This window comes from Streptomyces dangxiongensis, from assembly GCF_003675325.1.
GTDB lineage: Bacteria > Actinomycetota > Actinomycetes > Streptomycetales > Streptomycetaceae > Streptomyces > Streptomyces dangxiongensis.
In genome coordinates this window covers 1,998,081-2,023,388 of record NZ_CP033073.1, presented here as the reverse complement: position 1 = coordinate 2,023,388, position 25,308 = coordinate 1,998,081, and the positions used below count along the sequence as shown (strand labels likewise).

Annotated in this window: 17 protein-coding genes, 2 pseudogenes and 1 riboswitch; of the genes and pseudogenes, 13 read left to right on the top strand and 6 right to left on the bottom strand. The window is 71.6% G+C overall.

Annotation, left to right across the window (positions count from 1 at the left end; all coding sequences use genetic code 11):
* Nucleotides 1–381: 381 nt before the first annotated feature.
* The gene (locus D9753_RS08950) at nucleotides 382–1,926 is read left to right on the top strand and encodes an RNA polymerase sigma factor (protein ID WP_121790984.1); all 1,545 of its coding nucleotides are present in this window, start codon (nucleotides 382–384) and stop codon (nucleotides 1,924–1,926) included.
* 120 nt (nucleotides 1,927–2,046) lie between these two features.
* The gene (locus D9753_RS08945) at nucleotides 2,047–2,895 is read left to right on the top strand and encodes a serine protease (RefSeq protein WP_121786520.1); all 849 of its coding nucleotides are present in this window, start codon (nucleotides 2,047–2,049) and stop codon (nucleotides 2,893–2,895) included.
* A 113-nt stretch (nucleotides 2,896–3,008) separates the two neighbouring features.
* Here D9753_RS08945 and D9753_RS08940 read toward each other — a convergent pair whose 3' ends face one another.
* Nucleotides 3,009–3,239 carry a DUF7455 domain-containing protein gene (locus tag D9753_RS08940; RefSeq protein ID WP_121786519.1) on the bottom strand — a complete coding sequence of 77 codons (231 nt, stop codon included), beginning with the start codon at nucleotides 3,237–3,239 and terminating at the stop codon, nucleotides 3,009–3,011.
* A gap of 440 nt (nucleotides 3,240–3,679) precedes the next feature.
* On the opposite strand from D9753_RS08940, the gene D9753_RS08935 reads away from it, so the two are divergent.
* The 6 genes and pseudogenes from D9753_RS08935 (at nucleotide 3,680) to D9753_RS08910 (ending at nucleotide 11,067) form a co-directional block, all read left to right on the top strand.
* Entirely contained in the window at nucleotides 3,680–5,803 is a 2,124-nt protein-coding gene (locus tag D9753_RS08935; protein ID WP_121786518.1) for a DNA gyrase/topoisomerase IV subunit B, read from the top strand.
* A gap of 708 nt (nucleotides 5,804–6,511) precedes the next feature.
* Nucleotides 6,512–7,022, top strand: a pseudogene (locus tag D9753_RS08930) (DUF1453 domain-containing protein).
* On the top strand, nucleotides 7,019–8,170 hold the full coding sequence (locus D9753_RS08925; protein WP_163010661.1) for a sensor histidine kinase: 1,152 nt from the start codon (nucleotides 7,019–7,021) through the stop codon (nucleotides 8,168–8,170). Before D9753_RS08930 ends, D9753_RS08925 begins: the two are co-directional and overlap by 4 nt.
* Nucleotides 8,167–8,856 (top strand): response regulator transcription factor, encoded by a 690-nt coding sequence (locus tag D9753_RS08920; protein ID WP_121786517.1) that lies wholly within the window; start codon nucleotides 8,167–8,169, stop codon nucleotides 8,854–8,856. The genes D9753_RS08925 and D9753_RS08920 overlap by 4 nt, the downstream gene beginning before the upstream one ends.
* A gap of 69 nt (nucleotides 8,857–8,925) precedes the next feature.
* Nucleotides 8,926–9,474, top strand: coding sequence for a DUF485 domain-containing protein (locus tag D9753_RS08915; RefSeq protein ID WP_163010660.1), 549 nt, complete (start codon nucleotides 8,926–8,928; stop codon nucleotides 9,472–9,474).
* A pseudogene (locus D9753_RS08910) lies at nucleotides 9,471–11,067 on the top strand (solute symporter family protein). The gene D9753_RS08915 and the pseudogene D9753_RS08910 overlap by 4 nt, the downstream one beginning before the upstream one ends.
* A 17-nt stretch (nucleotides 11,068–11,084) precedes the next feature.
* Here D9753_RS08910 and D9753_RS08905 read toward each other — a convergent pair.
* The 4 genes from D9753_RS08905 to D9753_RS08890 all read right to left on the bottom strand — a co-directional run bounded on the left by D9753_RS08905 (nucleotide 11,085) and on the right by D9753_RS08890 (nucleotide 15,839).
* Nucleotides 11,085–11,762, bottom strand: a complete 678-nt coding sequence (locus D9753_RS08905; protein ID WP_121786515.1) for a response regulator — start codon at nucleotides 11,760–11,762, stop codon at nucleotides 11,085–11,087.
* On the bottom strand, nucleotides 11,759–13,453 hold the full coding sequence (locus D9753_RS08900) for an ATP-binding protein (protein WP_121786514.1): 1,695 nt from the start codon (nucleotides 13,451–13,453) through the stop codon (nucleotides 11,759–11,761). Before D9753_RS08900 ends, D9753_RS08905 begins: the two co-directional genes overlap by 4 nt.
* A gap of 134 nt (nucleotides 13,454–13,587) precedes the next feature.
* Nucleotides 13,588–14,529 carry a sucrase ferredoxin gene (locus tag D9753_RS08895; protein ID WP_121786513.1) on the bottom strand — a complete coding sequence of 314 codons (942 nt, stop codon included), beginning with the start codon at nucleotides 14,527–14,529 and terminating at the stop codon, nucleotides 13,588–13,590.
* Nucleotides 14,530–14,552: 23 nt separating this feature from the next.
* Nucleotides 14,553–15,839: a citrate synthase gene (locus D9753_RS08890; RefSeq protein ID WP_205614094.1), complete on the bottom strand. Its 1,287-nt coding sequence runs from the start codon at nucleotides 15,837–15,839 to the stop codon at nucleotides 14,553–14,555.
* 145 nt (nucleotides 15,840–15,984) lie between these two features.
* On the opposite strand from D9753_RS08890, the gene D9753_RS08885 reads away from it, so the two are divergent.
* Complete coding sequence (locus D9753_RS08885) at nucleotides 15,985–17,151, top strand: citrate synthase/methylcitrate synthase (RefSeq protein WP_121786511.1); 1,167 nt, start codon at nucleotides 15,985–15,987, stop codon at nucleotides 17,149–17,151.
* A gap of 228 nt (nucleotides 17,152–17,379) precedes the next feature.
* The gene (locus D9753_RS08880) at nucleotides 17,380–18,522 is read left to right on the top strand and encodes a CobW family GTP-binding protein (RefSeq protein WP_121786510.1); all 1,143 of its coding nucleotides are present in this window, start codon (nucleotides 17,380–17,382) and stop codon (nucleotides 18,520–18,522) included.
* A gap of 93 nt (nucleotides 18,523–18,615) precedes the next feature.
* Here D9753_RS08880 and D9753_RS08875 read toward each other — a convergent pair whose 3' ends face one another.
* Complete coding sequence (locus D9753_RS08875) at nucleotides 18,616–21,075, bottom strand: DNA gyrase/topoisomerase IV subunit A (RefSeq protein WP_121786509.1); 2,460 nt, start codon at nucleotides 21,073–21,075, stop codon at nucleotides 18,616–18,618.
* Between the two features lie 270 nt (nucleotides 21,076–21,345).
* Here D9753_RS08875 and D9753_RS08870 point away from each other — a divergent pair, with 270 nt between their 5' ends.
* The 3 genes from D9753_RS08870 to D9753_RS08860 all read left to right on the top strand — a co-directional run bounded on the left by D9753_RS08870 (nucleotide 21,346) and on the right by D9753_RS08860 (nucleotide 25,293).
* Nucleotides 21,346–22,749 (top strand): M16 family metallopeptidase, encoded by a 1,404-nt coding sequence (locus D9753_RS08870; protein WP_121786508.1) that lies wholly within the window; start codon nucleotides 21,346–21,348, stop codon nucleotides 22,747–22,749.
* A complete protein-coding gene (locus D9753_RS08865; RefSeq protein WP_121786507.1) occupies nucleotides 22,746–24,134 on the top strand; it encodes a M16 family metallopeptidase in 1,389 nt (462 codons plus the stop codon). The genes D9753_RS08870 and D9753_RS08865 overlap by 4 nt, the downstream gene beginning before the upstream one ends.
* A 231-nt stretch (nucleotides 24,135–24,365) precedes the next feature.
* Nucleotides 24,366–24,525, top strand: a riboswitch (cyclic di-AMP (ydaO/yuaA leader).
* Between the two features lie 12 nt (nucleotides 24,526–24,537).
* Nucleotides 24,538–25,293, top strand: coding sequence for a M23 family metallopeptidase (locus D9753_RS08860; protein ID WP_121786506.1), 756 nt, complete (start codon nucleotides 24,538–24,540; stop codon nucleotides 25,291–25,293).
* Nucleotides 25,294–25,308 lie beyond the last annotated feature (15 nt).

The following is a 25,308-nucleotide window of genomic DNA, read 5'->3' as shown; positions in this document are numbered from 1 at the left end:
CGGCCGTTGCCGGACCCTGCCGGACCTTCTGGAGTCCGGCGGGGTCCGAGAGCGTGGCGGGGCCCGGAGCTACGACGGGCCGCCACGGCCGCGAGTGCGGCCCGGCGGAACTTCACTAACTATCACTTATTTCAATATTTGATCGCTTTTGACTGCTTACGGGGTGTGACTCGGGCCACGCAGATTGGGCGTAACGCTCGCGGAGACAGCGCGATGACCTAAGAGGTGACAGCCGCGGAGGGAATACAGGCGCCGTAGACAGGCGCTGTGCATCCTCCCGGCCCCCGCCCGCGCCGTCGGCCGATCCCCAGGCCGGTGGTCGGCTCCTGTCCGTAGTGGACGGCGCCGGAAGCCGTTTTCCAACGTTCCGAGAGGTTGTTCGTGTCGGCCAGCACATCCCGTACGCTCCCGCCGGAGATCGCCGAGTCCGTCTCTGTCATGGCGCTCATTGAGCGGGGAAAGGCTGAGGGGCAGATCGCCGGCGACGATGTGCGTCGGGCCTTCGAAGCTGACCAGATTCCGGCCACTCAGTGGAAGAACGTACTGCGCAGCCTCAACCAGATCCTTGAGGAAGAGGGTGTGACGCTGATGGTCAGTGCCGCAGAGCCCAAGCGCACCCGCAAGAGCGTCGCAGCGAAGAGTCCGGCCAAGCGCACCGCCACCAAGACGGTCGCGGCGAAGCCGGTGACCACGAGGAAGGCCACCGCCACCGCGGCGGCCCCCGCGGCGCCCGCCGCTCCGGCAGAGGCCGATTCCCCCGAGGAAGCCGCACCCGCCAAGAAGGCCGCGGCCGCCAAGAAGGTGACCGCGAAGAAGACGGTCGCCAAGAAGGCCGTCGCGAAGAAGACGGCCGCCAAGAAGACCACGGCCAAGAAGGACGACGTCGAGATCCTCGAGGAGGAGGTCCTCGAGGACACCAAGGTCGCCGACGAGCCCGAGGGCACCGAGAGCGCCGGCTTCGTCCTGTCCGACGAGGACGAGGACGACGCGCCCGCGCAGCAGGTCGCCGCGGCCGGCGCCACGGCCGACCCCGTCAAGGACTACCTGAAGCAGATCGGCAAGGTCCCCCTGCTCAACGCCGAGCAGGAGGTCGAGCTGGCCAAGCGCATCGAGGCGGGTCTGTTCGCCGAGGACAAGCTGGCCAACGCCGACAAGCTCGCCCCGAAGCTCAAGCGCGAGCTGGAGATCATCGCCGAGGACGGCCGCCGCGCCAAGAATCACCTCCTGGAGGCCAACCTCCGTCTGGTGGTCTCCCTGGCCAAGCGCTACACCGGCCGCGGCATGCTCTTCCTGGACCTCATCCAGGAGGGCAACCTCGGTCTGATCCGCGCGGTCGAGAAGTTCGACTACACCAAGGGCTACAAGTTCTCCACCTACGCCACTTGGTGGATCCGTCAGGCGATCACCCGCGCCATGGCCGACCAGGCCCGCACCATCCGTATCCCGGTGCACATGGTCGAGGTCATCAACAAGCTCGCGCGCGTGCAGCGCCAGATGCTCCAGGACCTGGGCCGCGAGCCCACTCCGGAGGAGCTGGCCAAGGAACTCGACATGACCCCGGAGAAGGTCATCGAGGTCCAGAAGTACGGCCGCGAGCCCATCTCGCTGCACACCCCCCTCGGCGAGGACGGCGACAGCGAGTTCGGTGACCTCATCGAGGACTCCGAGGCCGTCGTCCCGGCCGACGCGGTCAGCTTCACGCTCCTCCAGGAGCAGCTGCACTCCGTCCTGGACACGCTGTCCGAGCGCGAGGCCGGCGTCGTCTCCATGCGCTTCGGTCTCACCGACGGTCAGCCCAAGACCCTCGACGAGATCGGCAAGGTCTACGGCGTGACGCGTGAACGCATCCGCCAGATCGAGTCCAAGACCATGTCCAAGCTGCGACACCCGTCCCGTTCCCAGGTGCTGCGCGACTACCTCGACTAGGTCGCGGTCGTACGACGGCGAAGGCCCGGCCTCCTCGCGGAGGGCGGGCCTTCGTGCTGCGCGCGGTGGGCCGGTGGCTGACTCTGGGTGTCCCAGCAGCATCCCAGAGTGAGGAGTCTCATGCGCAGTTCCCACGCCCGGGCACTGATCCGGCCGCTCGCCCTGGCGGCCGCCATGACCGGTATACCCCTGGTGACTGCCGTCCCTGCCGTGGCCGGCGGCGTGGTGGTCGGGGGCTTCCCGATAGATGTCTCCCAGGCCCCGTGGACGGTGGCGCTGGCCAGTCGTGACCGGTTCGGAGGTACGCGGGCGGGCCAGTTCTGCGGTGGCGTGGCCATAGCCCGCAGCCTCGTGCTCACCGCGGCCCACTGCCTGACCGAGGATGCCCTCGGGGCGCCACCGAGCCGGGTGCGTGATCTTCGCATCATCGCGGGCCGCACGGACCTGCTGTCGGGCGAGGGCCGGGAGATCGCCGTACGAGACGTCCGGATCGATCCCTCGTACGAGGCCACGACGAACTCAGGTGACTTCGCGTTCGTCACCCTCGCCGGGGAACTGCCCCAGAGCGCGGTCGTCGCCATGGCACCTGCGGACGACCCCGCCTACACACCGGGCACCGAGGCTTTCGTGTCCGGCTGGGGCGACACGACCGGCGGGGGAGACTACGCGCGCCGGCTGCGCGCCGCACGCGTGCACGTACTGCCCGACGACTCGTGCGCCCGGGCCTATCCCGGTGGACCGGAGGGCACCTACCGGGCGGCCACCATGCTGTGTGCCGGCGAGGTCGCCGGGGGGCCGGACGGCTGCCAGGGGGACAGTGGTGGGCCTCTGGTGGCCGGAGGGCGGTTGATCGGCCTCGTGTCATGGGGAAGCGGCTGTGGGCGGCCGGGGAGGCCCGGTGTCTACGCGCGGGTCTCGGAGGTCGCGCAAGCGCTGCAATCGACCCCAGGGGCCACGGAAGGGCCTTAGCGGCGCTCGTGAGCGCCTGCGGGAGAGCATGAGGACGGGCGGCCGCTCCGGGGGGAGGAGCAGCCGCCCGTTCACCGGCCTGTGCCGGGGCTGGCTCGTCGTGTGTGCGAGATTCAGCGCTCTTCTTCGGAAGAGGTGTCCGGAACGGACGTCAGCCGCTCCGTCTCGTCCTGTATCTCAGCGGCGATCTTCTTGAGTTCCGGCTCGAACTTGCGACCGTGGTGGGCGCAGAAGAGCAGTTCTCCGCCGCTCAGCAGGACGACGCGCAGGTATGCCTGGGCGCCGCAGCGGTCGCAGCGATCGGCGGCCGTCAGCGGGCTCGCGGGGGTCAGAACAGTAGTCACGTCGCCTCTTCTCTAGCTCGACGAGCTGTCGTACCAGGGTCAACATCCAACCAGCCCGAAAACGTTCCCGCTCGTGGCTTTTCCTCGAAAAAACTTTCCGGGGGCGGCTGACTGCTGCCGGTTGGCGGCGAATGTGCCGTAGTGCGTCTCTGGGTGCGTACGGGTTCGCGCTGTCTTGCGGTCTCGGTCCTCCCGGCCGGGTTGCCGGTTGTTCATGAGGACGTGCCCGGAGCCTAAATGGTTCATGCCTCCAAGGGAACGTGATGTGTACTTCACTCAATCGAGGGATCGAACACTCATACGAGTCTGGTCTAGTCTGAGATCCCGACGAGGGTGGCGTTACACCGGCTCTACCAGGCCTCGGTACCCTCTGAGCGGCGACCGAAGCCGCCCCCTTACCCAAAAGGGGGTCACCTGAAATTCAGCGAGGAGCGAACCGCGTGACCGCCGATACGTCCGTGCCGTCCACAGCGCTGCTGGCAGCAGCAGACCGGGACGGTTCCAACTACACCGCGCGGCACCTGCTCGTCCTCGAGGGCCTGGAAGCCGTGCGCAAACGCCCGGGCATGTACATCGGCTCGACCGACAGCCGTGGTCTGATGCACTGCCTCTGGGAGATCATCGACAACTCCGTGGACGAGGCCCTCGGTGGTTACTGCGACCACATCGAGGTGATCCTCCACGACGACGGCTCGGTGGAGGTGCGTGACAACGGCCGCGGTATCCCCGTGGACCTGGAGCCGAAGACGGGCCTGTCCGGTGTCGAGGTCGTCATGACCAAGCTTCACGCGGGCGGCAAGTTCGGCGGCGGCTCCTACGCCGCCTCCGGCGGCTTGCACGGCGTCGGCGCCTCCGTGGTCAACGCGCTCTCCGCCCGTCTCGACGTCGAGGTCGACCGCGGCGGCCACACCCACGCCATCAGCTTCCGGCGTGGCGTGCCCGGCGCCTTCGTCTCCGCCGGCGCGGACGCGAAGTTCGAGGCCAGGAGCGGCCTGCGCAAGACCAAGAAGATCCCCAAGGCCCGTAACGGCACGCGCGTGCGTTACTGGGCCGACCGGCAGATCTTCCTCAAGGACGCCAAGCTCTCCCTGGAGAACCTCCACCAGCGCGCCCGGCAGACCGCGTTCCTGGTCCCCGGCCTGACCATCGTCGTCCGCGACGAGTTCGGCCTGGGCGACGGCGGCAGCAAGGGCGAGGAGTCCTTCCGCTTCGACGGCGGCATCAGCGAGTTCTGCGAGTACCTGGCGAGCGACAAGCCGGTCTGCGACATCCTCCGCTTCTCGGGCCAGGGCAGCTTCAAGGAGACCGTCCCGGTCCTGGACGAGCACGGCCAGATGACGCCCACCGAGGTCACGCGCGAGCTGGGCGTGGACGTGGCGCTGCGCTGGGGCACGGGCTACGACACCACCCTGCGCTCCTTCGTCAACATCATCGCCACCCCCAAGGGCGGCACCCACGTGGCCGGTTTCGAACAGGCCATCGCCAAGACGATGAACGAGATGCTGCGCGCCAAGAAGCTGCTGCGCGTTGCCGAGGACGACATCGTCAAGGACGACGCGCTGGAGGGCCTGACCGCGGTCGTCACTGTGCGTCTGGCCGAGCCGCAGTTCGAGGGCCAGACCAAGGAGGTGCTCGGCACCTCGGCGGCCCGCCGCATCGTCTTCAACGTGATCTCCAAGGAACTGAAGGCGTTCCTGACCTCCACCAAGCGGGACGCCGCCGCGCAGGCCCGGGTGGTGATGGAGAAGGTCGTCGCCGCCGCCCGCACCCGTGTCGCGGCCCGCCAGCACAAGGACGCCCAGCGCCGGAAGACCGCCCTGGAATCGTCGTCCCTGCCGGCCAAGCTCGCCGACTGCCGCAGCGACGACGTCGACCGCAGCGAGCTGTTCATCGTCGAGGGCGACTCCGCGCTCGGCACGGCCAAGCTGGCACGGAACTCCGAGTTCCAGGCGCTGCTGCCCATCCGCGGCAAGATCCTCAACGTGCAGCGCTCGTCCGTGACCGACATGCTCAAGAACGCCGAGTGCGGCGCGATCATCCAGGTCATAGGAGCGGGCTCGGGCCGCACGTTCGACATCGACCAGGCCCGCTACGGCAAGATCATCATGATGACCGACGCCGACGTGGACGGTTCCCACATCCGGTGCCTGCTGCTCACGCTGTTCCAGCGCTACATGCGGCCCATGGTCGAGGCGGGCCGGGTCTTCGCCGCGGTGCCGCCGCTGCACCGCATCGAGCTGATCCAGCCGAAGAAGGGGCAGGACAAGTACGTCTACACGTACTCCGACCGCGAGCTGCGGGACACGCTCATGGAGTTCCAGAGCAAGGGGATCAGGTACAAGGACACCATCCAGCGCTACAAGGGTCTGGGCGAGATGGACGCCGACCAGCTGGCCGAGACCACGATGGACCCGCGCCATCGCACCCTGCGCCGCATCAACCTGGCCGACCTGGACGCCGCCGAACAGGTCTTCGACCTGCTGATGGGCAACGACGTGGCGCCCCGCAAGGAGTTCATCTCCAGCTCGGCGGCGACGCTCGACCGGTCCCGCATCGACGCGTGACCGCTGCGCCGGGCTCGGTCCGGCGGGGTGCCCCGGGCCAGGGGGGCTGTGCGTGTAGGCGGTGGGTGCGCCGGGGAAGGCGGTACGGGGTCGGCGGTGCAGGGGCGGTGGCGACGGAAGGCGGACGCCACCGCCCTGCACCGGTGTCCGACCGCTGCCTCCCGGGCGGACGACCCGGGGGACGGCTCAGATGAAGGGCACGCGCGGACGGCGCGGAGGAACGGCTCGGAGGAGTGACCCTCGCCGGTCGGCCGGTCGGCCGGGCGTGATGTCTCACGATCACCTGCGGCGCGTTTCCGCTGATCAATGGCAGTCCAGCTCCGCTGGCGGGTCGGCGGCCCGTCTCGCACGGCTCCGTCTCACCTGGCCACCCTCGCCGGTCGGCCGGTCGGCCGACCGGCGAGAGGGGCCATTCCAGTCCGACAGCTCGCCCGGTGGTGCCGTGGCGCACCCATCCCGTCATCCCGGACCGCCTTGGGTCACTCGGGGCACCCCGAACCCCGGACCGCCTCGGGTCCCTCCGGTCACCCGGAGCCGTCGCTCCAGCCGACCCGGACGGTTTCTCCACCCAGGGGTGGAGACGGGCCGTTCCGAGGTTCCACCCGTGATCCACCCTGGCTCCGATCCCGTGACCTGCTCCTTTCCGTAACTTCGAAGGCGTCGGCAGCACTCGCTTCCGGCACCACCTTCTCGGTCAGGGGGGCACCGATGTCCGGGCTCGTCAATGCGCTGGTGATCGTGGCCGTTGTCGGCATGGTGATCGCGCGGCAGTTCCGGCGACACGGACCGGCGCTGGTGGCTGCTGCCCGTGGTTCTGGCCGTCGTCGCCCTGGGCGAGCCCGGAATCCTCGACGCCCATCACCGCGCGGAGTCCGCTGGCCTGCTCGCGGTAGACCTGTTCATCGGGCTGGCCACCGGCGCGGGCTGGGGCTGGACCACCCGCATCTGGACAGCCCCCGACGGGGCGGTCTGGACCAGAAGCACGAAGGCGAGCGTCGCCGTGTGGGGCGTCGGCATAGCTCTGCGCGCCGGGCTCTTCGCCCTCGGCGCCACGCTCGGCCTGCACCAGGACAGCTCCGCCCTGATGCTCGGCCTCGCCGGCACCCTGCTGGTCCGCGGCGGGGTCCTCGCCTGGCGGACCCAGTCGCTCGGTGCCGTCGGCCGTCCCGCCCGGGCGTACGGTGACGACGAGCGTTCGGCGTGGAAGGAGCGGGTGTGACGGACAACGCCTGGACACGCTGGCCGTCGCGCGAAGCGCTCGGCCGAGCGGGCACCACCATGCCCGGTCGCCTGCTCGCCTGGGCTGTCAGGCTGCTCGTCCTCGCCATGCTCCTGTGGGCTGCCTTCAGTCAGAAGCACGTCGGCGTCTGGGGATCACTCGCGGCAGCGGGGGCGATCTTCCTCGCCGCTCCCGTCTCCTGGGCCTTCCTCACGACCACCTACGAGCACCGGTTGGTGCGGTCCCTCGCGCTCATGGCCGTGCTCCTGTGCATCGCGGTCGCCGCCGAGGCCACCGGGTTCACAGGACCCGCCCTCGTGATCTGTTGCGGCTGCGGGGTCGCCGCGCTGGAGCGGCTGCCGTTCGGGGCCGCCGTTCCCGTGACCTCGGTGGCACTGGCCTCGTACTCCGCGTTCACCAACGACGTCTGGCTGACCACGGCCGCCACCGTGGCGGGCATGGCCCTGGCCGGATACGTCCTGCGGCTGGACGCCGAAGCGCGAGGCCATGCGCAGCGGCTGCTCGCTCAGGAGCGGGCCGCACGCGCGGCCGAGGCCGAGTCCGCCGCACTGGCCGAGCGGGCCCGCATCGCACGGGAGATCCACGACGTGCTGGCCCACAGCCTCTCGGCGCAGCTGGTGCATCTGGAGGCGGCCCGGCTGCTGATCGAGAACGGCGCGGACCGCGAGCGGATCCTGGAGCGGGTGGTGGCCGCCCGGGGAATGGCGCGCGACGGCCTCTCCGAGACGCGGCAGGCGCTGTCCGCGCTGCGGGGCGAGCTGACCCCGCTGGAGGACTTCCTCACCGAACTCGTCGGTGCGGCCGACGGCGCCGAGGTCACCGTCACGGGTGAGCGCAGACCACTGACGGCCGAGGCGTCCCAGGCGGTACGGCGGGTCGCTCAGGAGGCGCTGACGAACGTCCGCAAGCACGCCCGCGGCGCCAAGGTCCGGGTACGGCTCGACTACAGGGAGCAGGAGGTGGCGCTCCACGTGCGGGACTCGGGCGGACAGCCGGGCGAACTCGGCGCAGCCGGAGGTGGGTACGGTCTGCTGGGCATGCGCGAGCGTGCCGAGCTGATGGGCGGTTCGCTGGACGCGGGACCGGACGAGGAGGGGTTCATGGTGACGCTGAAGGTGCCCGTATGACGGAGACGGAGGGGCGGAAGAAGCCGGCACGGGTGGTGGTCGCCGACGACCAGACCGTGGTCCGGGAGGGCATCGTGATGCTGCTCGGGCTGCTGCCCGGTGTGGAGGTCATCGGCGCGGCTGGGGACGGCGAGGAGGCGGTGCGGCTGGTCGGGGAACTCTCCCCGGACGTCGTCCTGATGGATCTCAGGATGCCCCGATGCGACGGAGTGGAGGCCACCCGGCGGATCCGGGCGCAGTACCCCGGCACCCAGGTCGTGGTGCTCACCACCTACGCGGACGACGAGTCCCTCTTCCCCGCCCTCTCGGCCGGTGCCCGCGGGTACCTGACCAAGGACGCAGGCGGGGACGAGATCGTCCGTGCCGTGCAGAGCGTGCTGTCGGGGGACGCGGGACTGTCGCCGAGTGTCCAGCGCCGGCTGCTGGAACGGCTCTCGCAGCCGGAGCCCGCGCCGGCGCCCGCGCCCGCCGGGGCACCCGATGGGCTGACCACACGTGAGTGCGAGGTCCTGGTGCTGATCGCCGAAGGCCTCAGCAACCAGGAGATCGCCCGACGGCTGCATGTGTCGACCGCGACCGTGAAGACCCACATCAACAACCTCTTCGCCAAGACGGGCCTCAAAGACCGGGCGCAGGCGGTGCGGTACGCCTATAGCAAAGGACTCGTGCGGCCATCTATCGGATGAATCACCTGATGGGGTGAAGAGTCCGGAGAAGAAGAGTCGCGGATGCTCCCGGTCTGTCCATGCTTGGGCATGCAGTCAAGTAAAGGTCGCTCCTGCGGAGTCGGGGACGGTCCCGACAGTTCGGCCGGGAACCAGCAAGACCATGGCGCGCCCGCCCGTGAGGGGACGTATGCAGACCCCTGGTACGACGCGCCGGCCTCGGGCTGGGGTGAACTGGACGGCACCGGCAGGCCGGCGCCGTCCGTGCCGCCCGCTCGCCGGGAGCCGGACGCGGCGGCGGTACGTGCCCGGGACGTGTACGTCGAGGTCCAGCGCAGCGCGGCGTTCCAGGAGGTGCGCGGCAGGTACCGCCGCTTCGTGGTGCCGGGGGCCAGCGCCTTCCTCGCCTGGTACGTGGCGTACGTGATCGCCGCGACGACCGCGCCCCGGCTCATGGCCCGACCCGTGGTGGGGGCCGTGAACGTGGGCATGCTGGCGGGGCTCGGACAGTTCCTCACCACTTTTCTGCTGACCTGGGCCTATGCCCGGCACGCGCGGCTGCGCCGGGACCGGGCCGCGCTGGAACTGCGCTGGGACACCCAGGAGCTGACCCGCGGAGTGCGGAGGGGTGCCTTGTGACCGGTGACCATCAGACTTTGGCCCTGCTGCTGTTCAGCGGCTTCGTGGCCGTCACCCTCGGGATCACGACCTGGGTGAGCCGCAAGCGGCACGGTTCGGCGGAGGAGTTCTACGTCGGCCGGGCGGTTGTTCTCCCCGATGGAGAACGGGTTCGCCATCGCGGGCGACTACATGTCGGCGGCCTCCTTCCTCGGGATCAGCGGGCTCATCGCGCTGTACGGGTACGACGGGCTGCTGTACGGGGTCGGGTTCCTCGTGGCGTGGCTGGTCGTGCTGTTCCTGGTGGCCGAACTCGTGCGTAACTGCGGACGGTTCACCCTGGCCGACGTGGTGGCCGCGCGGATGAACGAGCGGCCGGTGCGGATCGCCGCGGGAACTTCCTCGGTCACGGTGTCCGTTCTCTACCTGGTGGCACAGATGGTGGGCGCCGGCAGCCTGGTGGCGCTGCTGCTGGGGCGGACCAGCGGCGCCGCCCAGGCCTGGACGGTCATCGGTGTCGGCGCGCTCATGGTGATCTACGTGTCGCTGGGAGGGATGCGGGCCACCACCTGGATCCAGATCGTGAAGGCGGTCCTGCTGCTCGGCGGGACGGTCACGCTGACCGTGCTCGTTCTCGTGCGGTTCCACGGCGACGTCGACCAGTTGCTGCTCACGGCGGCGGAGCGCAGCGGGCACGGGAAGGCGTTCCTGGCGCCGGGCCTGAAGTACGGCGGGGACTGGACCGCCCGTCTCGACTTCATCAGCCTGGGAATCGCGCTGGTGCTGGGCACGGCGGGCCTGCCGCACATCCTGTCCCGCTTCTACACCGTGCCGACGGCGCGGGCGGCCCGCCGCTCCGTCGTATGGTCCATCGGCCTGATCGGAAGTTTCTACCTGATGACGATCGTCCTCGGGTTCGGAGCGGCGGCGGTGGTGGGGCCGCAGGCCGTGCTCGGTTCGAACGCGGCGGGAAACACGGCGGTGCCCCTCCTCGCACTCGACCTGGGCGGTGGAGCCGGCTCCACCGGCGGTACGGTGCTGCTCGCGATCGTCGCCGCCGTCGCCTTCGCCACCATCCTCGCGGTGGTCGCCGGCATCACGCTCGCCTCCTCGGCCTCGGTCGCCCACGACCTCTACGCCTCGCTGCGCCGACCGCACCGCAGTGCCCCGCGCAGCGAGGTGACGGTCGCCCGGTGGGCGGCGGTCGGTGTCGGTGTCGTGGCGATCGCACTCGGTCTGCTGGCCCGCGATCTCAACGTCGCCTTCCTGGTGGGTCTCGCCTTCGCGGTGGCCGCGTCGGCGAACCTGCCGGCCCTGCTCTACTCGTTGTTCTGGCGGGGCTTCACCACGCGCGGCGCGGTGTGGGCGGTGTACGGCGGGCTGTTCCCGGCGATCGGGCTCGTGCTGCTCTCCCCGGTGGTGTCCGGCAGTCCGGGTTCCCTGTTCCCGGACGTCGACTTCCAGTACTTCCCGCTGGAGAACCCGGGCATCGTCTCCATCCCGCTCGGCTTCCTCGCCGGCTGGCTGGGCACGGTCACCTCGGACGAGGTCGCGGACGAGGCCAAGTACGCGGAGACGGAGGTGCGCTCGCTGACCGGGGCCGGGGCCGTCTGACCGGGCCGCGCCCGGCGCTACGGCGCCACCCAGGCGTACCGGTGTTCCGGGCGGCCTGCATCGCCGTACCTGAGGGTCAGGCGGGCCCGCCCGGTGCGCTCCAGGAGCTTCAGGTACCGCTGGGCGGTCTGCCGGCTCACCCCCGTCCGCTCGGCGATCTCCTGGGCGGACAGCGGTCCCTCGGCGTTGATCAGTGCCTGGCGCACCAGCTCGGCCGTGGTGGGGGAGTGGCCCTTGGGCAGCCGGGGCTCCGACGGGGTGGACAGGGCACCGAAGATGCGGTCCACCTGCGCCTGTTCGGCCTCGCCGCCGCCGTCCAGGGTCCGCCGCAGCTCGGCGTACGCATCCAGCTTGGCCCGCAGCCCCGCGAAGGCGAACGGTTTCACCAGGTACTGGAGCGCACCGTGCCGCATGGCCGCCTGGACGGTCGACACGTCACGCGCCGCGGTCACCATGATCACGTCCGTCTGGTGGCCGCGCCGGCGCATCTCCTGGACGACCGCAAGCCCCGTCCCGTCGGGCAGATAGTGATCCAGCAGGACGAGGTCCAGCCGCGGCAGGGTCTCCACCTGGCGCAGTGCCTCGGCCGCGCTGTGTGCCTCGCCGGCCACATGGAAACCGGGTACCTTCTGCACGTAGGCGGCGTTCACGCGGGCGACGCGGATGTCGTCGTCCACGACCAGGACCTCGATCATCGCGCCTCCTCCTCGGTCTCGGCGGTGACGGCGACGGCGGCCGTCCCGGGGGTTTCCTCGCGCACCGTAGGCTCGCGTTCCGGCTCGGTCAGTGCCTCGGGCAGCACCACGGTGAACTCCGCGCCGCCACCGGCCGCGGTGCACACGGTCGCGCTGCCGCCCTGCCGTTCGGCGAGCCGGCGCACCAGGGAGAGCCCGATGCCCCGCTTGCCGTGCGCGGGCGGCTTCTTGGTGGACCACCCTTCGGTGAAGACCAGCTCCCGCCGGTCCGCCGGGATTCCGGGGCCGGTGTCGCACACCCGGAGGACCACCGTGCGGCCCTCCGTGCGCAACTCGGCCTCCACGCGCGCGTGGAGGGTGCCCGCGACCGCGTCCACGGCGTTGTCCACGAGGTTGCCCACGATCGTCACCAGCCCCCGCGGATCGATCAGCCGATCCGGGAGCCGGGTGCGCTCCGACACCCACAGGGCGACCCCGCGCTCGGCCGCCACAGTCGCCTTGCCGACCAGCAGCGCGGCCAGCAGCGGGTCCTGGACCCTCTCGGCGACCTGCTCGGCGGTGGCCCGGTGGTCGCCGACCACTTCACCGACGAACTCCACGGCGTCGTCGTACATCTCCAGTTCCAGCAGTCCGAGCAAGGTGTGCATGCGGTTGGCGTGCTCGTGGTCCTGGGCGCGCAGGGCGTCGATCAGCCCGCGGGTGGAGTCCAGTTCGCGCCCTAGCTGTTCCAGTTCCGTGCGGTCGCGCAGGGTGGCGACGGCGCCCCCGTCCTCGATGGGCATCCGGTTGGCGACCAGGACCCGCTGGCCGCGCACGGTGAGCAGGTCGGTGCCGGTCACCCGGCCGGCGAGCACGTCCGTCGTGCGGCCGGCGCCGAGTGCCTCGTCCGGGGCCCGTCCGACCGCCTCGTCGCCGATGCCCAGCAGCCGCCGCGCCTCGTCGTTCAGCAGCCGGATCCGGCCGCCGCGGTCGAGCGCGACGACGCCCTCCCGGATGCCGTGCAGCATCGCCTCGCGCTCCGCGAGCAGCGCCGAGATGTCGGAGAACGCCAGGTCCCGGGTCTGCCGCTGGACCCGGCGCGAGATCAGCCAGGCGGCCAGGGCACCCACCGCGAGCGCACCGCCGGCGTACGCGAACAACCCCGGGATCGCACTGATCAGCCGTGCCCGGACGCTGTCGTAGGCGATGCCGACCGAGACCGCGCCGACGACGCGGTGGCCGGTGTCGTACAGCGGGACCTTGCCACGGGCCGAGCGGCCGAGGGTGCCCTTGTCGATCTCCATGACCTTCCTGCCGGCCAGGGCGTCGGTGGGATCGGTGGAGACGCGCCGGCCGATCTCCGAGGCCGTGGGGTGTGACCAGCGCACCCAGTCCCGGTTCAGCACCACGATGTACTCGGCGCGGGTGGCTCGCCGTATGCGCTCGGCCTCCTTCTGCACGGGCCCGGACCTGTTCGGCGGGGTGCTGAGAACGCCCTCGGCGATCTGCGGATCCTGGGCGGTGGTCTCGGCGATGGCCAGCGCGCGGCGCATCGCCTCCTGGTCAAGCTGCTTGCTCAGCGGAGCCAGGAACAGTCCCGTCGCCAGTACGGCGACTCCCGCGGCGATCGCCACCTGCATGAGCAGCACCTGCGAGAACACGCGCCGGGGCATGCCGAGGCGCAGGCGACGGGCGGGGGGAGTGGGGCTCATGTCCACGACGGTACGTGGGACGGCCGTGAACGCCCCAGCGGGTGTGGTGTGGATCTTTTGATCAATCTTGACGTGTCGATCAATGCTTGACGGAACCAGCCAGCCGGCCCCTGCCGTCGATCGCGGGCACCCGCCTAGCTGGCCAGTGCCGTCCGGCTCAGTGCGCGCATGTCGGTCACCTCCATCCGCGCGGGCGCGCCGAGCACCGCCGCGCCGCAGCTCTCCGGCCGGGGCGGCAGCGACGTGCCCTGCGCCACGGTGACCCGCCACCGGCGGCCGTCGGCGTGGAGGACGGTGACCTCCCAGCGCGGGGCCGCGCCGTCGGTCCGTACGACGCTGAGCACACCCGCCCGGTACTCGCCCGCGGCCGACCGGACGGCCAGCTCGGCCGCCTGGCCGGGCCGGTCCCACGCGGAGCACCCGCGGCATCCCTCGACGACCACACGCCCCTCCCGCACGCCGTGCAGGGCTTCCTTGACGGTGTGCGCCCCGGCGCGGCCGTAGGCGTAGCCGTAGGGCAGGACGAGCACCGTCGGCGCGAAACGATGTCCGCCCAGATGGGTGACCTCCCACACCCCGCGCACCCCCGAGTCGGCCAGCTCGGCGGCGAGGGAGCGGCCCAGAAGGGCGCAGCAGCGGTCACGTTTGCCGTTGGTGCACACGAGCGCGAGCGGGTCGCCGCGGTGCGGCCGCCCGCCGAGCACGGCGCCGAGGGAACGGTGCTCGCCCGCTCCCAGGGCGGCGAAGTCGAGATCGAGGAGCCGCTGAGGATCGCGGGTGGTGGCGCCGTGCAACCACACGCGTCCCGGAACGGTGTGGGCCGCGTACACCTGGCGGACCGGGGACGCGCCGTGGTCGGCATGGGGCCCGGGCCGCCGGATCAGGGCGACGCGTACGCCGGTCCCGTCGGCGGCGGCTTCCAGGGCCCGGCCCAGCGCGGGGTCCAGGTGACTGGAAGTGAGCGCCTTGGCACCCCACGGGCCGGACTGTTCCAGCAGCAGCCACGTCGTCGCCATGGCCGCCGTGCCGGAAAGCGGCTCGTCGAGGTTCCGGGAGACGGTCGCACACCTACTCACAGAGGTGAGCCTAACCTGAGTCTCTACGAGGCGACTTCCGGCCTGGCCGTGTCCTGGCCCGGGAGGGGCTGCGGCGGTCGCACGCCGACGTAGTGGCCGCTGGGGCGCATGCGCAGCGGGCGCTCGCCGTACTCCTCGAGGGTGTGCGCGATCCAGCCCGCCGTCCGCGCGACGGCGAAGACGGTCTCGCCGGCCGTGGCAGGCATGCCGCTGGAGGCGGTGAACACGGCGAGGGCCAGGTCGACGTTGGCGTGCAGCGGGGTGTGCCGGGCGGTCGTGGCGACGATGTCGCGGGCGGCGAGCAGCGCGGGCTCCGCGCCGGGGACGTTCTCCAGGAGGTCGAACAGCACGCGCGCGCGGGGGTCTTCGCCGGCGTAGAGCCGGTGGCCGAGCCCGGGGACGCGGCGTCCCGCGCGGAGTTCGTCGGCGATCACCGGGACGGCCGTGCCCTGGTCGAGCACGTCGAGCAGCATCCGGTGGACCAGGCCGCTGGCGGCGCCGTGCAGCGGGCCCTCCAGGACGCCGAGACCGGCCGAGACGGCCGCGTAGGCGTGTGCCCGGGCGGAGGCGGCGACCCGGACGGCGAGCGTGGACGCGGCCAGGTCGTGGTCGGCGAGCAGGGCCAGCGCGGTGTCCAGGACGTGCAGGGAGGCCTCGTCGGCCGGGCGGCCGGTGAGCCGGCCCCACAGGCGGTGGGCGAGCGGCCCGTCGTCCTTGTGGTCGTGCCGGACCGGCGGCAGCGCGGCGACGAGGGTGGGAATGAGCGTCCGTGCCGTGTTCAGCACGGCCTCCTCGGACAGGTCGAAGCGCAGCGGGTCCTCGGCCGCCGCGGCGATCGCGGCCACCCGCAGCCGGTCGGTCGGGGTGGCGTGCTCGGAGAGGGCGTCGACCGCGCGGCGGGCGACCTCGACGGTGGTCCGGGGCGCGGAGAACGTCACCCCCGGGGCCAGCCGGCCCGTCCACAGCCACTCCGCGACCTCTTCGTAGGAGTGGCGGACGGCCAGTTCGACGGCGTCCACGCCCCGGAAGAAGTACCGCTCCTGGTCGATCAGCGTGATCCGGGTGCGCACGGAGAGGTCCCCGCCGGAGCCCGGGACACCGGCCGCGTCGCGCCGGTTGCGGCGGGTGAGGGCCTCCACCTCCTTCGCCTCGAACGTGCTGGCCCGGCCGCCGGGTTCGCGTCTGCTGCTGAGCAGGCCGCGGCTCACGTACGCGTAGACCGTCTCGGGCTTCACGCCGAGCAGCTCGGCGGCCTCCTTGGTGGTCAGCCGGCGCCCGGGGCGGTGCGGAGCGGGTTCGTGATCGTGCATGGAGGTCACCGTAGCGGTCTCTGCACACCTTGATGGCTTTAGGTTGATCCGATCAATATTGACAGCATGGCAATCAACTGCGGATAGTCGCATCTTGTTCAGCGAGCCCAGCCCAGAGGGCCCGGAGGATCCAGGGAGGAAAACCATGACCGCCGACAGGACCGCCACCCCCCTCATCGACGTGCCGCGCGGTCTCGCGGGCGTCGTCGTCACCGAGACCGAGATCGGCGACGTGCGGGGCCGGGAGGGCTTCTACCACTACCGGCAGTACTCGGCCGTCGACCTCGCCCGCACCCGTGGCTTCGAGGACGTGTGGCATCTCCTGGTGCACGGCACGCTCCCCGACGCGGCGCGCGGAGCCGCCTTCGCCGCGCGGACCGCGGAGCTGCGTCGCCTGCCCGAGGAGGTGAGCGCCGCCCTGCCCGCGATCGCCGAGGCCGGCCGCGTCTCCGGTCCGCTGGCCGGGCTGCGCACCGCGCTGTCGCTGCTGGGCGCCAGGCGGGGCTTCCGGCCGGTGTACGACATCGACGCGGACCGGCGGCGCGCCGACACCCTGGCGGCCTGTGCCGCCGTACCCACCCTGCTGGCCGCCCTGTACCGGCTCGGCCGGGGACTGGACCCCGTCGAGCCGCGTACGGACCTCTCCCACGCGGCCAACTACCTGTACATGCTCACCGGTTCCGCGCCCGATCCGCGTCGGGCCCGCGCGGTCGAGCAATACCTGATCTCCACCATTGATCACGGATTCAACGCGTCAACGTTCACCGCCCGTGTCATCGCGTCCACGGGTGCCGACGTCGCGGCCTGCCTGACCGGTGCCGTCGGCGCGCTGTCCGGGCCGCTGCACGGAGGTGCGCCGAGCCGGGCCCTGGACACGCTGGACGCGATCGGGACGCCCGACCGGATCGACTCCTGGATACGGCAGCGGGTGCGCGCGGGCGACCGGATCATGGGCTTCGGGCACGCCGTCTACCGCACGGAGGACCCCCGCTCGCGGATGCTGCGCGAGATCGCCCTCGGCTTCGGCGGTCCCCGGGTGGACTTCGCGGTGGAGGTCGAGCGCCGGGTCGAGGCGATCCTCGCCGAGCTGAAGCCCGGCCGTGAACTGCACACGAACGTCGAGTTCTACGCCGGCGTGGTCATGGAACTGTGCGGCCTGCCCCGGGAGATGTTCACGCCCACCTTCGCCGCGGGACGGGTGGTGGGCTGGAGTGCGAACGTCCTGGAACAGGCGGCCGACTCGAAGATCATCCGCCCGGTGGCGCGGTACGTGGGGCCCGAGCCGGTGGCCGCGGTGCCGGCAGCCGGGTAGTCGCCGGGCGAGCGACGACGCCGGCCGCCGGGTGAGGGGACGGACGGCCACCGGGTGAGCGTCCAGGCTGATCGCCGGGTGAGCGACCGGGCCGGCCGCCCGCCCCGGCGGGCCGACGTGCCTTTTCCCCGCGCTGCCCACCCGCTCGTATCCTGGACGCTCGGTCCATGCTCGTCCGTGCGCCGGACCCCGAGCCGGCGCGCGCCGGTGCGTCAGAGAGGTCGCCCGTTGGGGAACAGCTCAGGGAAAAGCCGCGGTGCGCGGCAGATCCCGGTCGTCGTGCTCGCCGGTTTCCTGGGCTCCGGGAAGACCACGCTCCTCAACCACCTGCTGCACCGCAGCGGAGGCACCCGGATCGGGGCGATCGTCAACGACTTCGGGGCCATCCAGATCGACGCGATGGCCGTCGCGGGCGCACTCGGCGACTCGACCGTCTCGCTCGGCAACGGCTGCCTGTGCTGTGCTGTCGACGCCGGTGAGCTCGACCTCTACCTGGACCGGCTCGCCGCGCCCGCCGCCGGTATCGACGTGATCGTCATCGAGGCCAGCGGACTCGCCGAACCGCAGGAACTCGTGCGGATGGTGTTGGCCAGCGAGCACCCGGGCATCGTCTACGGCGGCCTCGTCGAGGTCGTCGACGCCGCCGAGTTCGACGACACGCGCGCGAAGCACCCCGAGATCGACCGGCATCTCGCCCTGGCCGACCTGGTCGTCGTCAACAAGCTCGACCGCGCGGACGACGCCGGCCGGATCCTGGGCCTCGTCCGCTCGCTCACCGACCGCGCCGCCGTCGTCCCCGCCACCTACGGCCGCGTCGACCCGGAGTTCCTCTTCGACCGCAAGCCCGTCGGGGAACGCGTCGGGCAGCTGTCCTTCGACGACCTGCACGAACCCGGCGCGGACGACGAGCACGCCGGCGCCGGCCATCTGCACACCGGCTACGACAGCCTGTCCTTCACCTCCGGCGTGCCCCTGGAGCCCCGCCGGCTCATGGAGTTCCTGGACAGCCGTCCCGAGGGGCTGTACCGGATCAAGGGATACGTCGACTTCGGGCCGTACGACCCGCTCAACCGCTACGCCGTGCACGCCGTCGGCCGGTTCCTGCGCTTCTACCCCGAGCCATGGCCGGCCGGCGGCGACCGTCTCACCCAGCTCGTGCTGATCGGCTCCGGGATCGCCACCGACGCCCTCGACAAGGCGCTGGAGGCGTGCGGGAACGATGCCCCGCACGCCGACGAGCACGGCATGTGGGGCGTCCTGCGGTACGTGCCGGGCTCCGAGGAGGAGCCGGCCGCGGAGACGTACGACGACGCCGGGAGCACCGACCCGGCCACCGGAGCCTGGACGACCGCCCCCGCCCCCGAGGCCTGAACCCACCGGACCCGCCACCGGAGCGAGGGCCATCGGCTCCGGCCCCGGGGCCGGCAGCACCGCCCCCGTCCCCGAAGCCTGGGTCCCCGAGGCCTAGACCACCGGCCCCGCCACCACCGCCACCGTCTTCGGCAGCGACGTGCCCGAGCCGTCCCGGCGCGGGTCGGGTTCCGGCAGCTCCGCCGGGGTGCCGTTCCTCTGCGCCGCGCGCGCGGGAGCCGGGCCCGCCCAGGCCAGCGACAGGCAGTCCTCGCCCTTGAGGAACCGCTGACAGCGCACGCCGCCGGTGGCCCGGCCCTTGCGCGGGTACTGGTCGAACGGGGTCAGCTTGGCGGTCGTCTGCACCGAGTCGTCCAGCGTGCCGCGCGAGCCCGCCACCGTGATCACCACCGCGTCGACGGCCGGGTCGACCGCCGTGAAGGAGATCACCTTGGCGCCCTCGGTGAGCTTGATGCCGGTCATGCCGCCCGCCGGACGGCCCTGCGGGCGCACGATGGAGGCCTGGAAGCGCAGCAACTGGGCGTCGTCCGTGACGAAGACCAGATCCTCGTCACCGGTGCGCAGCTCCGCCCCGCCGACGATCCGGTCGCCGTCCTTCAGGGTGATGACCTCCAACTCGTCCTTGTTGGACGGGTAGTCGGGCACCACACGTTTGACGATGCCCTGCTCGGTGCCGAGCGCCAGCCCCGGGGACGACTCGTCCAGCGTGGTCAGGCAGACCACCGTCTCGTCACCCTCCAGGGAGACGAACTCCGCCAGCGGAGCGCCTCCGGAGAGGTTCGGCGCGGTCGCAGTCTCCGGCAACTGCGGCAGGTCGACGACGTTGATCCGCAGCAGCCGGCCCGCCGACGTCACCGCGCCGATCACCCCGCGCGCGGTCGTCCGCACCGCAGAGACGACCACGTCGTGCTTGACGCGCCTGGCGTCCTCCCCCTCGGGAGACGTGTCGACGCTCGCCGTACGTGCCAGCAGACCCGTCGAGGACAGCAGCACCCGGCACGGGTCGTCCGCCACCTGCAACGGCACGGTGGCCGCCGGGGAACCCGCGGACTCCAGCAGGACCGTGCGCCGGTCGGTACCGAACTTCTTCGACACGGCGGCCAGTTCGGCCGAGACCAGCTTGCGCAGCTCCGCGTCCGACTCCAGGATCCGGGTCAGCTCCGCGATCTCCGCGGTGAGCCTCTCCTGCTCCGACTCCAGCTCGATCCGGTCGTACCTGGTGAGCCGGCGCAGCGGCGTGTCGAGGATGTACTGCGTCTGCACGTCGCTCAGCGAGAACCGCTCCATGAGGCGGCCCTTGGCCTGCGCGGAGTTCTCGCTCGACCGGATGATCCGGATGACCTCGTCGATGTCGACCAGCGCGGTGAGCAGACCCTCGACCAGGTGGAGCCGGTCGCGCCGCTTGGCGCGGCGGAACTCGCTGCGGCGCCGGACCACCTCGAAGCGGTGGTCGAGGTAGACCTCCAGCAGCTCCTTCAGGCCCAGGGTGAGCGGCTGGCCGTCGACCAGGGCGACGTTGTTGATGCCGAAGGACTCCTCCATGGGCGTCAGCTTGTACAGCTGCTCCAGGACCGCCTCGGGCACGAAGCCGTTCTTGATCTCGATGACCAGACGCAGACCGTGCTCGCGGTCGGTGAGGTCCTTGACGTCGGCGATGCCCTGGATCTTCTTCGCGTTGACCAGGTCCTTGATCTTCGCGATGACCTTCTCGGGGCCGACGGTGAACGGCAGCTCGGTGACCACCAGGCCCTTGCGGCGGGCGGTGACGGTCTCGACGGTGACCGTCGCGCGCATCTTGAACGTGCCGCGGCCGGTCGCGTAGGCGTCCCGGACGCCGCCCAGTCCGACGATCCGGCCGCCGGTGGGCAGGTCCGGGCCCGGCACGTGCCGCATCAGCGCGTCGAGGTCGGCGTTCGGGTACCGGATCAGATGGCGGGCGGCGGCGACGACCTCGCGCAGGTTGTGCGGCGGCATGTTCGTCGCCATGCCGACCGCGATGCCCGAGGAGCCGTTGACCAGCAGGTTCGGGAACGCGGCCGGCAGCGCCACCGGCTCCTGCTCCTGGCCGTCGTAGTTCGGCGCGAAGTCGACCGTGTCCTCGTCGATCGACTCGGTCATCAGGCTCGACGCCTCGGCCATCCGGCACTCGGTGTACCGCATGGCGGCCGGCGGGTCGTCGTTGCCCAGCGAGCCGAAGTTGCCGTGGCCGTCGACCAGCGGCACGCGCATGGAGAACGGCTGTGCCATGCGCACCAGGGCGTCGTAGATCGAGGCGTCGCCGTGCGGGTGCAGCTTGCCCATGACCTCGCCGACGACACGGGCGCACTTGACGTAGCCGCGCTCGGGGCGCAGGCCCATCTCGTTCATCTGGTACACGATGCGGCGGTGCACCGGCTTGAGGCCGTCACGGGCGTCCGGCAGGGCACGCGAGTAGATGACCGAGTACGCGTACTCGAGGTAGGAGCCACGCATCTCGTCCACGACGTCGATGTCGAGGATCCGCTCCTCGTACGAATCGTCGGGCGGCGGGGTCTTCGTGCTGCGGCGGGCCATCGCTGCCGGCTCCTTGCTGAAGCGACTGACTGATCTGACGCGGACCATTGTGGACCGCCGCACTGACAGCCCGGGCCACGACCCGGTCTCCGTCGGCCCGGCCGGTGCCGGCAAGCCCTCCGGAGACGGGTCGCACGCAGGCTACGCGATCCGCTGTGGGCGTACGTCCCGCGGGAACTTCGCCAGGGCGCCGCACGCTTTGCATACAGTGGCAGGAACGGCAGGAAAACCGCGGTTTCTACGACCGCCTCCGCTCGCGAAGGGACGTACATGCCCATGGGTCACACGACCACAGCCGAGGCAGGCTCCGGGGGCCTGACAGCGACCGAGCACCGCCTGGCCAACGGTCTGCGCGTGGTGCTCTCCGAGGACCACCTGACCCCCGTGGCGGCGGTCTGCCTCTGGTACGACGTCGGTTCCCGCCACGAAGTCAAGGGGCGAACCGGCCTGGCTCACCTCTTCGAGCACCTGATGTTCCAGGGTTCCGGACAGGTGAAGGGCAACGGCCACTTCGAGCTGGTGCAGGGCGCCGGCGGCTCCCTCAACGGCACCACCAGCTTCGAGCGGACCAATTACTTCGAGACCATGCCCGCCCACCAGCTGGAGCTGGCGCTCTGGCTGGAGGCCGACCGTATGGGCTCCCTGCTGGCCGCCCTGGACGACGAGTCCATGGAGAACCAGCGGGACGTCGTCAAGAACGAGCGCCGCCAGCGGTACGACAACGTGCCCTACGGGACCGCCTTCGAGAAGCTGACCGCCCTGTCCTACCCGGAGGGCCACCCCTACCACCACACGCCGATCGGCTCGATGGCGGACCTGGACGCGGCCACCCTGGAGGACGCGCGCCGGTTCTTCCGCACCTACTACGCGCCGAACAACGCGGTGCTCTCCGTGGTCGGCGACATCGACCCCGAGCAGACCCTCGCCTGGGTCGAGAAGTACTTCGGTTCCATCGCCTCCCACGACGGCAAGCCCGAGCCCCGCGACGGTTCCCTGCCGGACGTCATCGGTGACCAGCTCCGCGAGGTCGTCGTGGAGGAGGTCCCCGCGCGCGCCCTGATGGCCGCCTACCGGCTGCCGCACGACGGCACGCGCGCGTGCGACGCGGCCGACCTCGCCCTGACCGTCCTCGGCGGCGGCGAGTCCTCCCGGCTGTACAACCGGCTGGTGCGCCGCGACCGTACGGCCGTCGCGGCCGGCTTCGGCCTGCTGCGCCTGGCCGGCGCGCCCTCGATGGGCTGGCTGGACGTGAAGACGTCCGGTGACGTCGAGGTGCCGGTCATCGAGGCCGCCATCGACGAGGAGCTGGCCCGGTTCGCCGAGGAGGGCCCCACGCCCGAGGAGATGGAGCGTGCCCAGGCCCAGCTCGAGCGCGAGTGGCTGGACCGGCTCGGCACGGTCGCGGGCCGCGCCGACGAACTGTGCCGGTACGCCGTCCTGTTCGGCGACCCGCAGCTCGCCCTCACCGCGGTGCGGCGCGTCCTGGAGGTGACCCCCGAGGAGGTGCGGGAGGTCGCCGAGGCACGCCTGCGCCCCGACAACCGCGCGGTCCTCGTCTACGAGCCGAAGTCCCCGCAGGCCGTCGAGGACACCGGGGTCCCCGAGGACCCGGAGCAGGAAGCGACCGTAGAGGCGGGCCGCGACGAGACCGAGAACGAGGAGACGGCCAAGTGACCGAGCTCGCCACCATGGAGTTCCACCCCCAGCCGCAGCCCGGTGAGGCCAGGCCCTGGGCCTTCCCGGCCCCCGAGCGCGGCACCCTCGGCAACGGCCTGACGGTGCTGCGCTGCCACCGCCCCGGCCAGCAGGTCGTCGCCGTGGAGGTGCTGCTGGACGCACCGCTGGACGCCGAGCCCGCCGGCCTGGACGGCGTCGCCACGATCATGGCGCGGGCCTTCTCGGAGGGTACCGACAGGCACTCGGCCGAGGAGTTCGCCGCCGAGCTGGAGCGCGCGGGCGCCACGCTCGACGCGCACGCCGACCACCCCGGCGTCCGGCTCGGCCTGGAGGTCCCGGCCTCCCGCCTGGCCAGGGGCCTCGGCCTGCTCGCCGACGCCCTGCGCGCGCCCGCCTTCGCCGAGAGCGAGGTCGAGCGGCTGGTCCGCAACCGCCTGGACGAGATCCCGCACGAGCTGGCCAGTCCGGCGCGCCGGGCCGCCAAGGAACTCTCCAGGGAGCTGTTCCCGGCGACCTCGCGCATGTCCCGCCCGCGCCAGGGCACCGAGGAGACGGTCGGGAAGATCGACGCGGCGGCCGTACGCGCCTTCTACGACCGCCATGTGCGGCCCGCCACGGCCACCGTGGTCGTCGTCGGCGACCTGACCGGCACCGACCTGGACGCGCTGCTCGCCGACACCCTGGGCGCCTGGACCGGCACCCCGGGCGAGCCCCGTCCCGTGCCGCCGGTGACCGCCGACGACGCCGGGCGCGTGATCGTCGTGGACCGGCCCGGTGCCGTCCAGACGCAGCTGCTCATCGGCCGCGTCGGGGCCGACCGGCACGACCGGGTCTGGCCCGCCCAGGTGCTCGGCACGTACTGCCTCGGCGGCACCCTCACCTCCCGCCTGGACCGCGTCCTGCGCGAGGAGAAGGGCTACACCTACGGCGTGCGCGCCTTCGGTCAGGTCCTGCGTTCGGCGCCGGACGGCACGGGCGCGGCGATGCTCGCCATCAGCGGCTCGGTGGACACGCCGAACACCGGCCCCGCGCTGGAGGACCTGTGCGAGGTCCTGCGCACGCTCGCGGCGGAGGGCCTGACCGACGCCGAGCGGGACGTCGCCGTGCAGAACCTCGTCGGCGTGGCGCCGCTGAAGTACGAGACCGCCGCGGCCGTCGCGAGCACGCTGGCCGACCAGGTCGAGCAGCACCTGCCCGACGACTTCCAGGCGACGCTGTATCAGCGGCTGGCCGCCACGGGCACGGTGGAGGCCACCGCGGCCGTCGTGAACGCCTTCCCGGTGGACCGCCTGGTGACGGTCCTCGTCGGTGACGCGTCCCGGATCAAGGCGCCGGTCGAGGCGCTCGGCATCGGCGAAGTCACCGTCGTCGCCGCGGAGTAGAGGCACCGGCGGACACGTCGGCGCTACGCGCGCGTGGGGCCCTGCCGACCTACGGGTCGTCAGGGCCCCTGCTGTTCCACTCGTTCACTCAGATGCCCGTTTTGGGGCGGAGGTTGCCTGTCTGCCGTGTGGGATGCGCTACAAAATCCCGGATCTGTTTGAGGAGTCGAAGGGGGCCGCCGTACCGTCATGCGGGCTGTTCGTCAGGCACTGCGCCGCACCCGCGGCACCGGACAGTCATCGCCGAGTCCCCGTAGGCGCGAGCCAGGGGAGCCGGGGACCCACCGTCCCTGGGGTGAATCGGGCGCCCGCGCGTGAGCGAGGGGGCCCGTAGGAGACCTTCCTGCTCCGAACCCGTCAGCTAACCCGGTAGGCGAGAGGGAAGGAAAGGACCAGCCACTTCATGGCGTTCATGTGCGCCCCCGGGAAGCACCGCAAGCCCGGTCGGGTCAAGCGCACCACCGCTCAGGCGGCCGGCGTCGCGGCCCTCACCACCACCGGTGTCATCGGCACCCTCGCCGCGTCCCCGGCGCTCGCCGCCGACAGCTCCGTGGAGCAGACCGGTCTCACGCCGGTCCTCACCGTGAACGACGACGTCGCCCAGCAGATCGACGCGCAGGCCGCCGCCCAGCAGCAGGCCGCCGAGCGGAAGGCGGCCGAGGCGGCCGCGGAGAAGGCGGCCGCCAAGAGGGCCGAGGAGGTCCGCGAGGCGCGGATCCGCGCCGCCCGCGAGGCCGAGCGCAAGCGGCTGAACGCCTTCGTCATCCCGATCGCGCAGTCGTATGTCTCCACTGGCTACCAGGCCAGCAGTTCCCTGTGGTCCTCCGGTTCGCACACCGGCGTCGACTTCCACGCGGCCAGCGGCACCTCGGTCCACGCGGTGGGTTCCGGCACGGTCGTCTCCACGGGCTGGGGCGGTGCGTACGGCAACCAGATCGTGATCCGGATGGCCGACGGCATGTACACCCAGTACGGCCACCTGTCGTCCATCGGTGTCACGGTGGGCCAGCAGGTCGTCCCGGGGCAGCAGATCGGCCTGTCGGGCGCGACCGGCAACGTCACCGGCCCGCACCTGCACTTCGAGGCCCGTACGACCCCCGACTACGGCTCGGACATCGACCCCGTCGCCTACCTGCGCAAGCACGGCGTGAACGTCTGACCGGACGGCCGCCCG

What these genes read in the sequence shown, in the direction of transcription:
- D9753_RS08945 (WP_121786520.1), top strand. Translation starts at nt 2,047, where the DNA reads ATGCGCAGTTCCCACGCCCGGGCACTGATCCGGCCGCTCGCCCTGGCG.
- D9753_RS08920 (WP_121786517.1), top strand. Translation starts at nt 8,167, where the DNA reads ATGACGGAGACGGAGGGGCGGAAGAAGCCGGCACGGGTGGTGGTCGCC.
- D9753_RS08915 (WP_163010660.1), top strand. Translation starts at nt 8,926, where the DNA reads ATGCAGTCAAGTAAAGGTCGCTCCTGCGGAGTCGGGGACGGTCCCGAC.
- D9753_RS08905 (WP_121786515.1), bottom strand. Translation starts at nt 11,762, where the DNA reads ATGATCGAGGTCCTGGTCGTGGACGACGACATCCGCGTCGCCCGCGTG.
- D9753_RS08900 (WP_121786514.1), bottom strand. Translation starts at nt 13,453, where the DNA reads ATGAGCCCCACTCCCCCCGCCCGTCGCCTGCGCCTCGGCATGCCCCGG.
- D9753_RS08890 (WP_205614094.1), bottom strand. Translation starts at nt 15,839, where the DNA reads ATGCACGATCACGAACCCGCTCCGCACCGCCCCGGGCGCCGGCTGACC.
- D9753_RS08885 (WP_121786511.1), top strand. Translation starts at nt 15,985, where the DNA reads ATGACCGCCGACAGGACCGCCACCCCCCTCATCGACGTGCCGCGCGGT.
- D9753_RS08875 (WP_121786509.1), bottom strand. Translation starts at nt 21,075, where the DNA reads ATGGCCCGCCGCAGCACGAAGACCCCGCCGCCCGACGATTCGTACGAG.
- D9753_RS08870 (WP_121786508.1), top strand. Translation starts at nt 21,346, where the DNA reads ATGCCCATGGGTCACACGACCACAGCCGAGGCAGGCTCCGGGGGCCTG.
- D9753_RS08860 (WP_121786506.1), top strand. Translation starts at nt 24,538, where the DNA reads ATGGCGTTCATGTGCGCCCCCGGGAAGCACCGCAAGCCCGGTCGGGTC.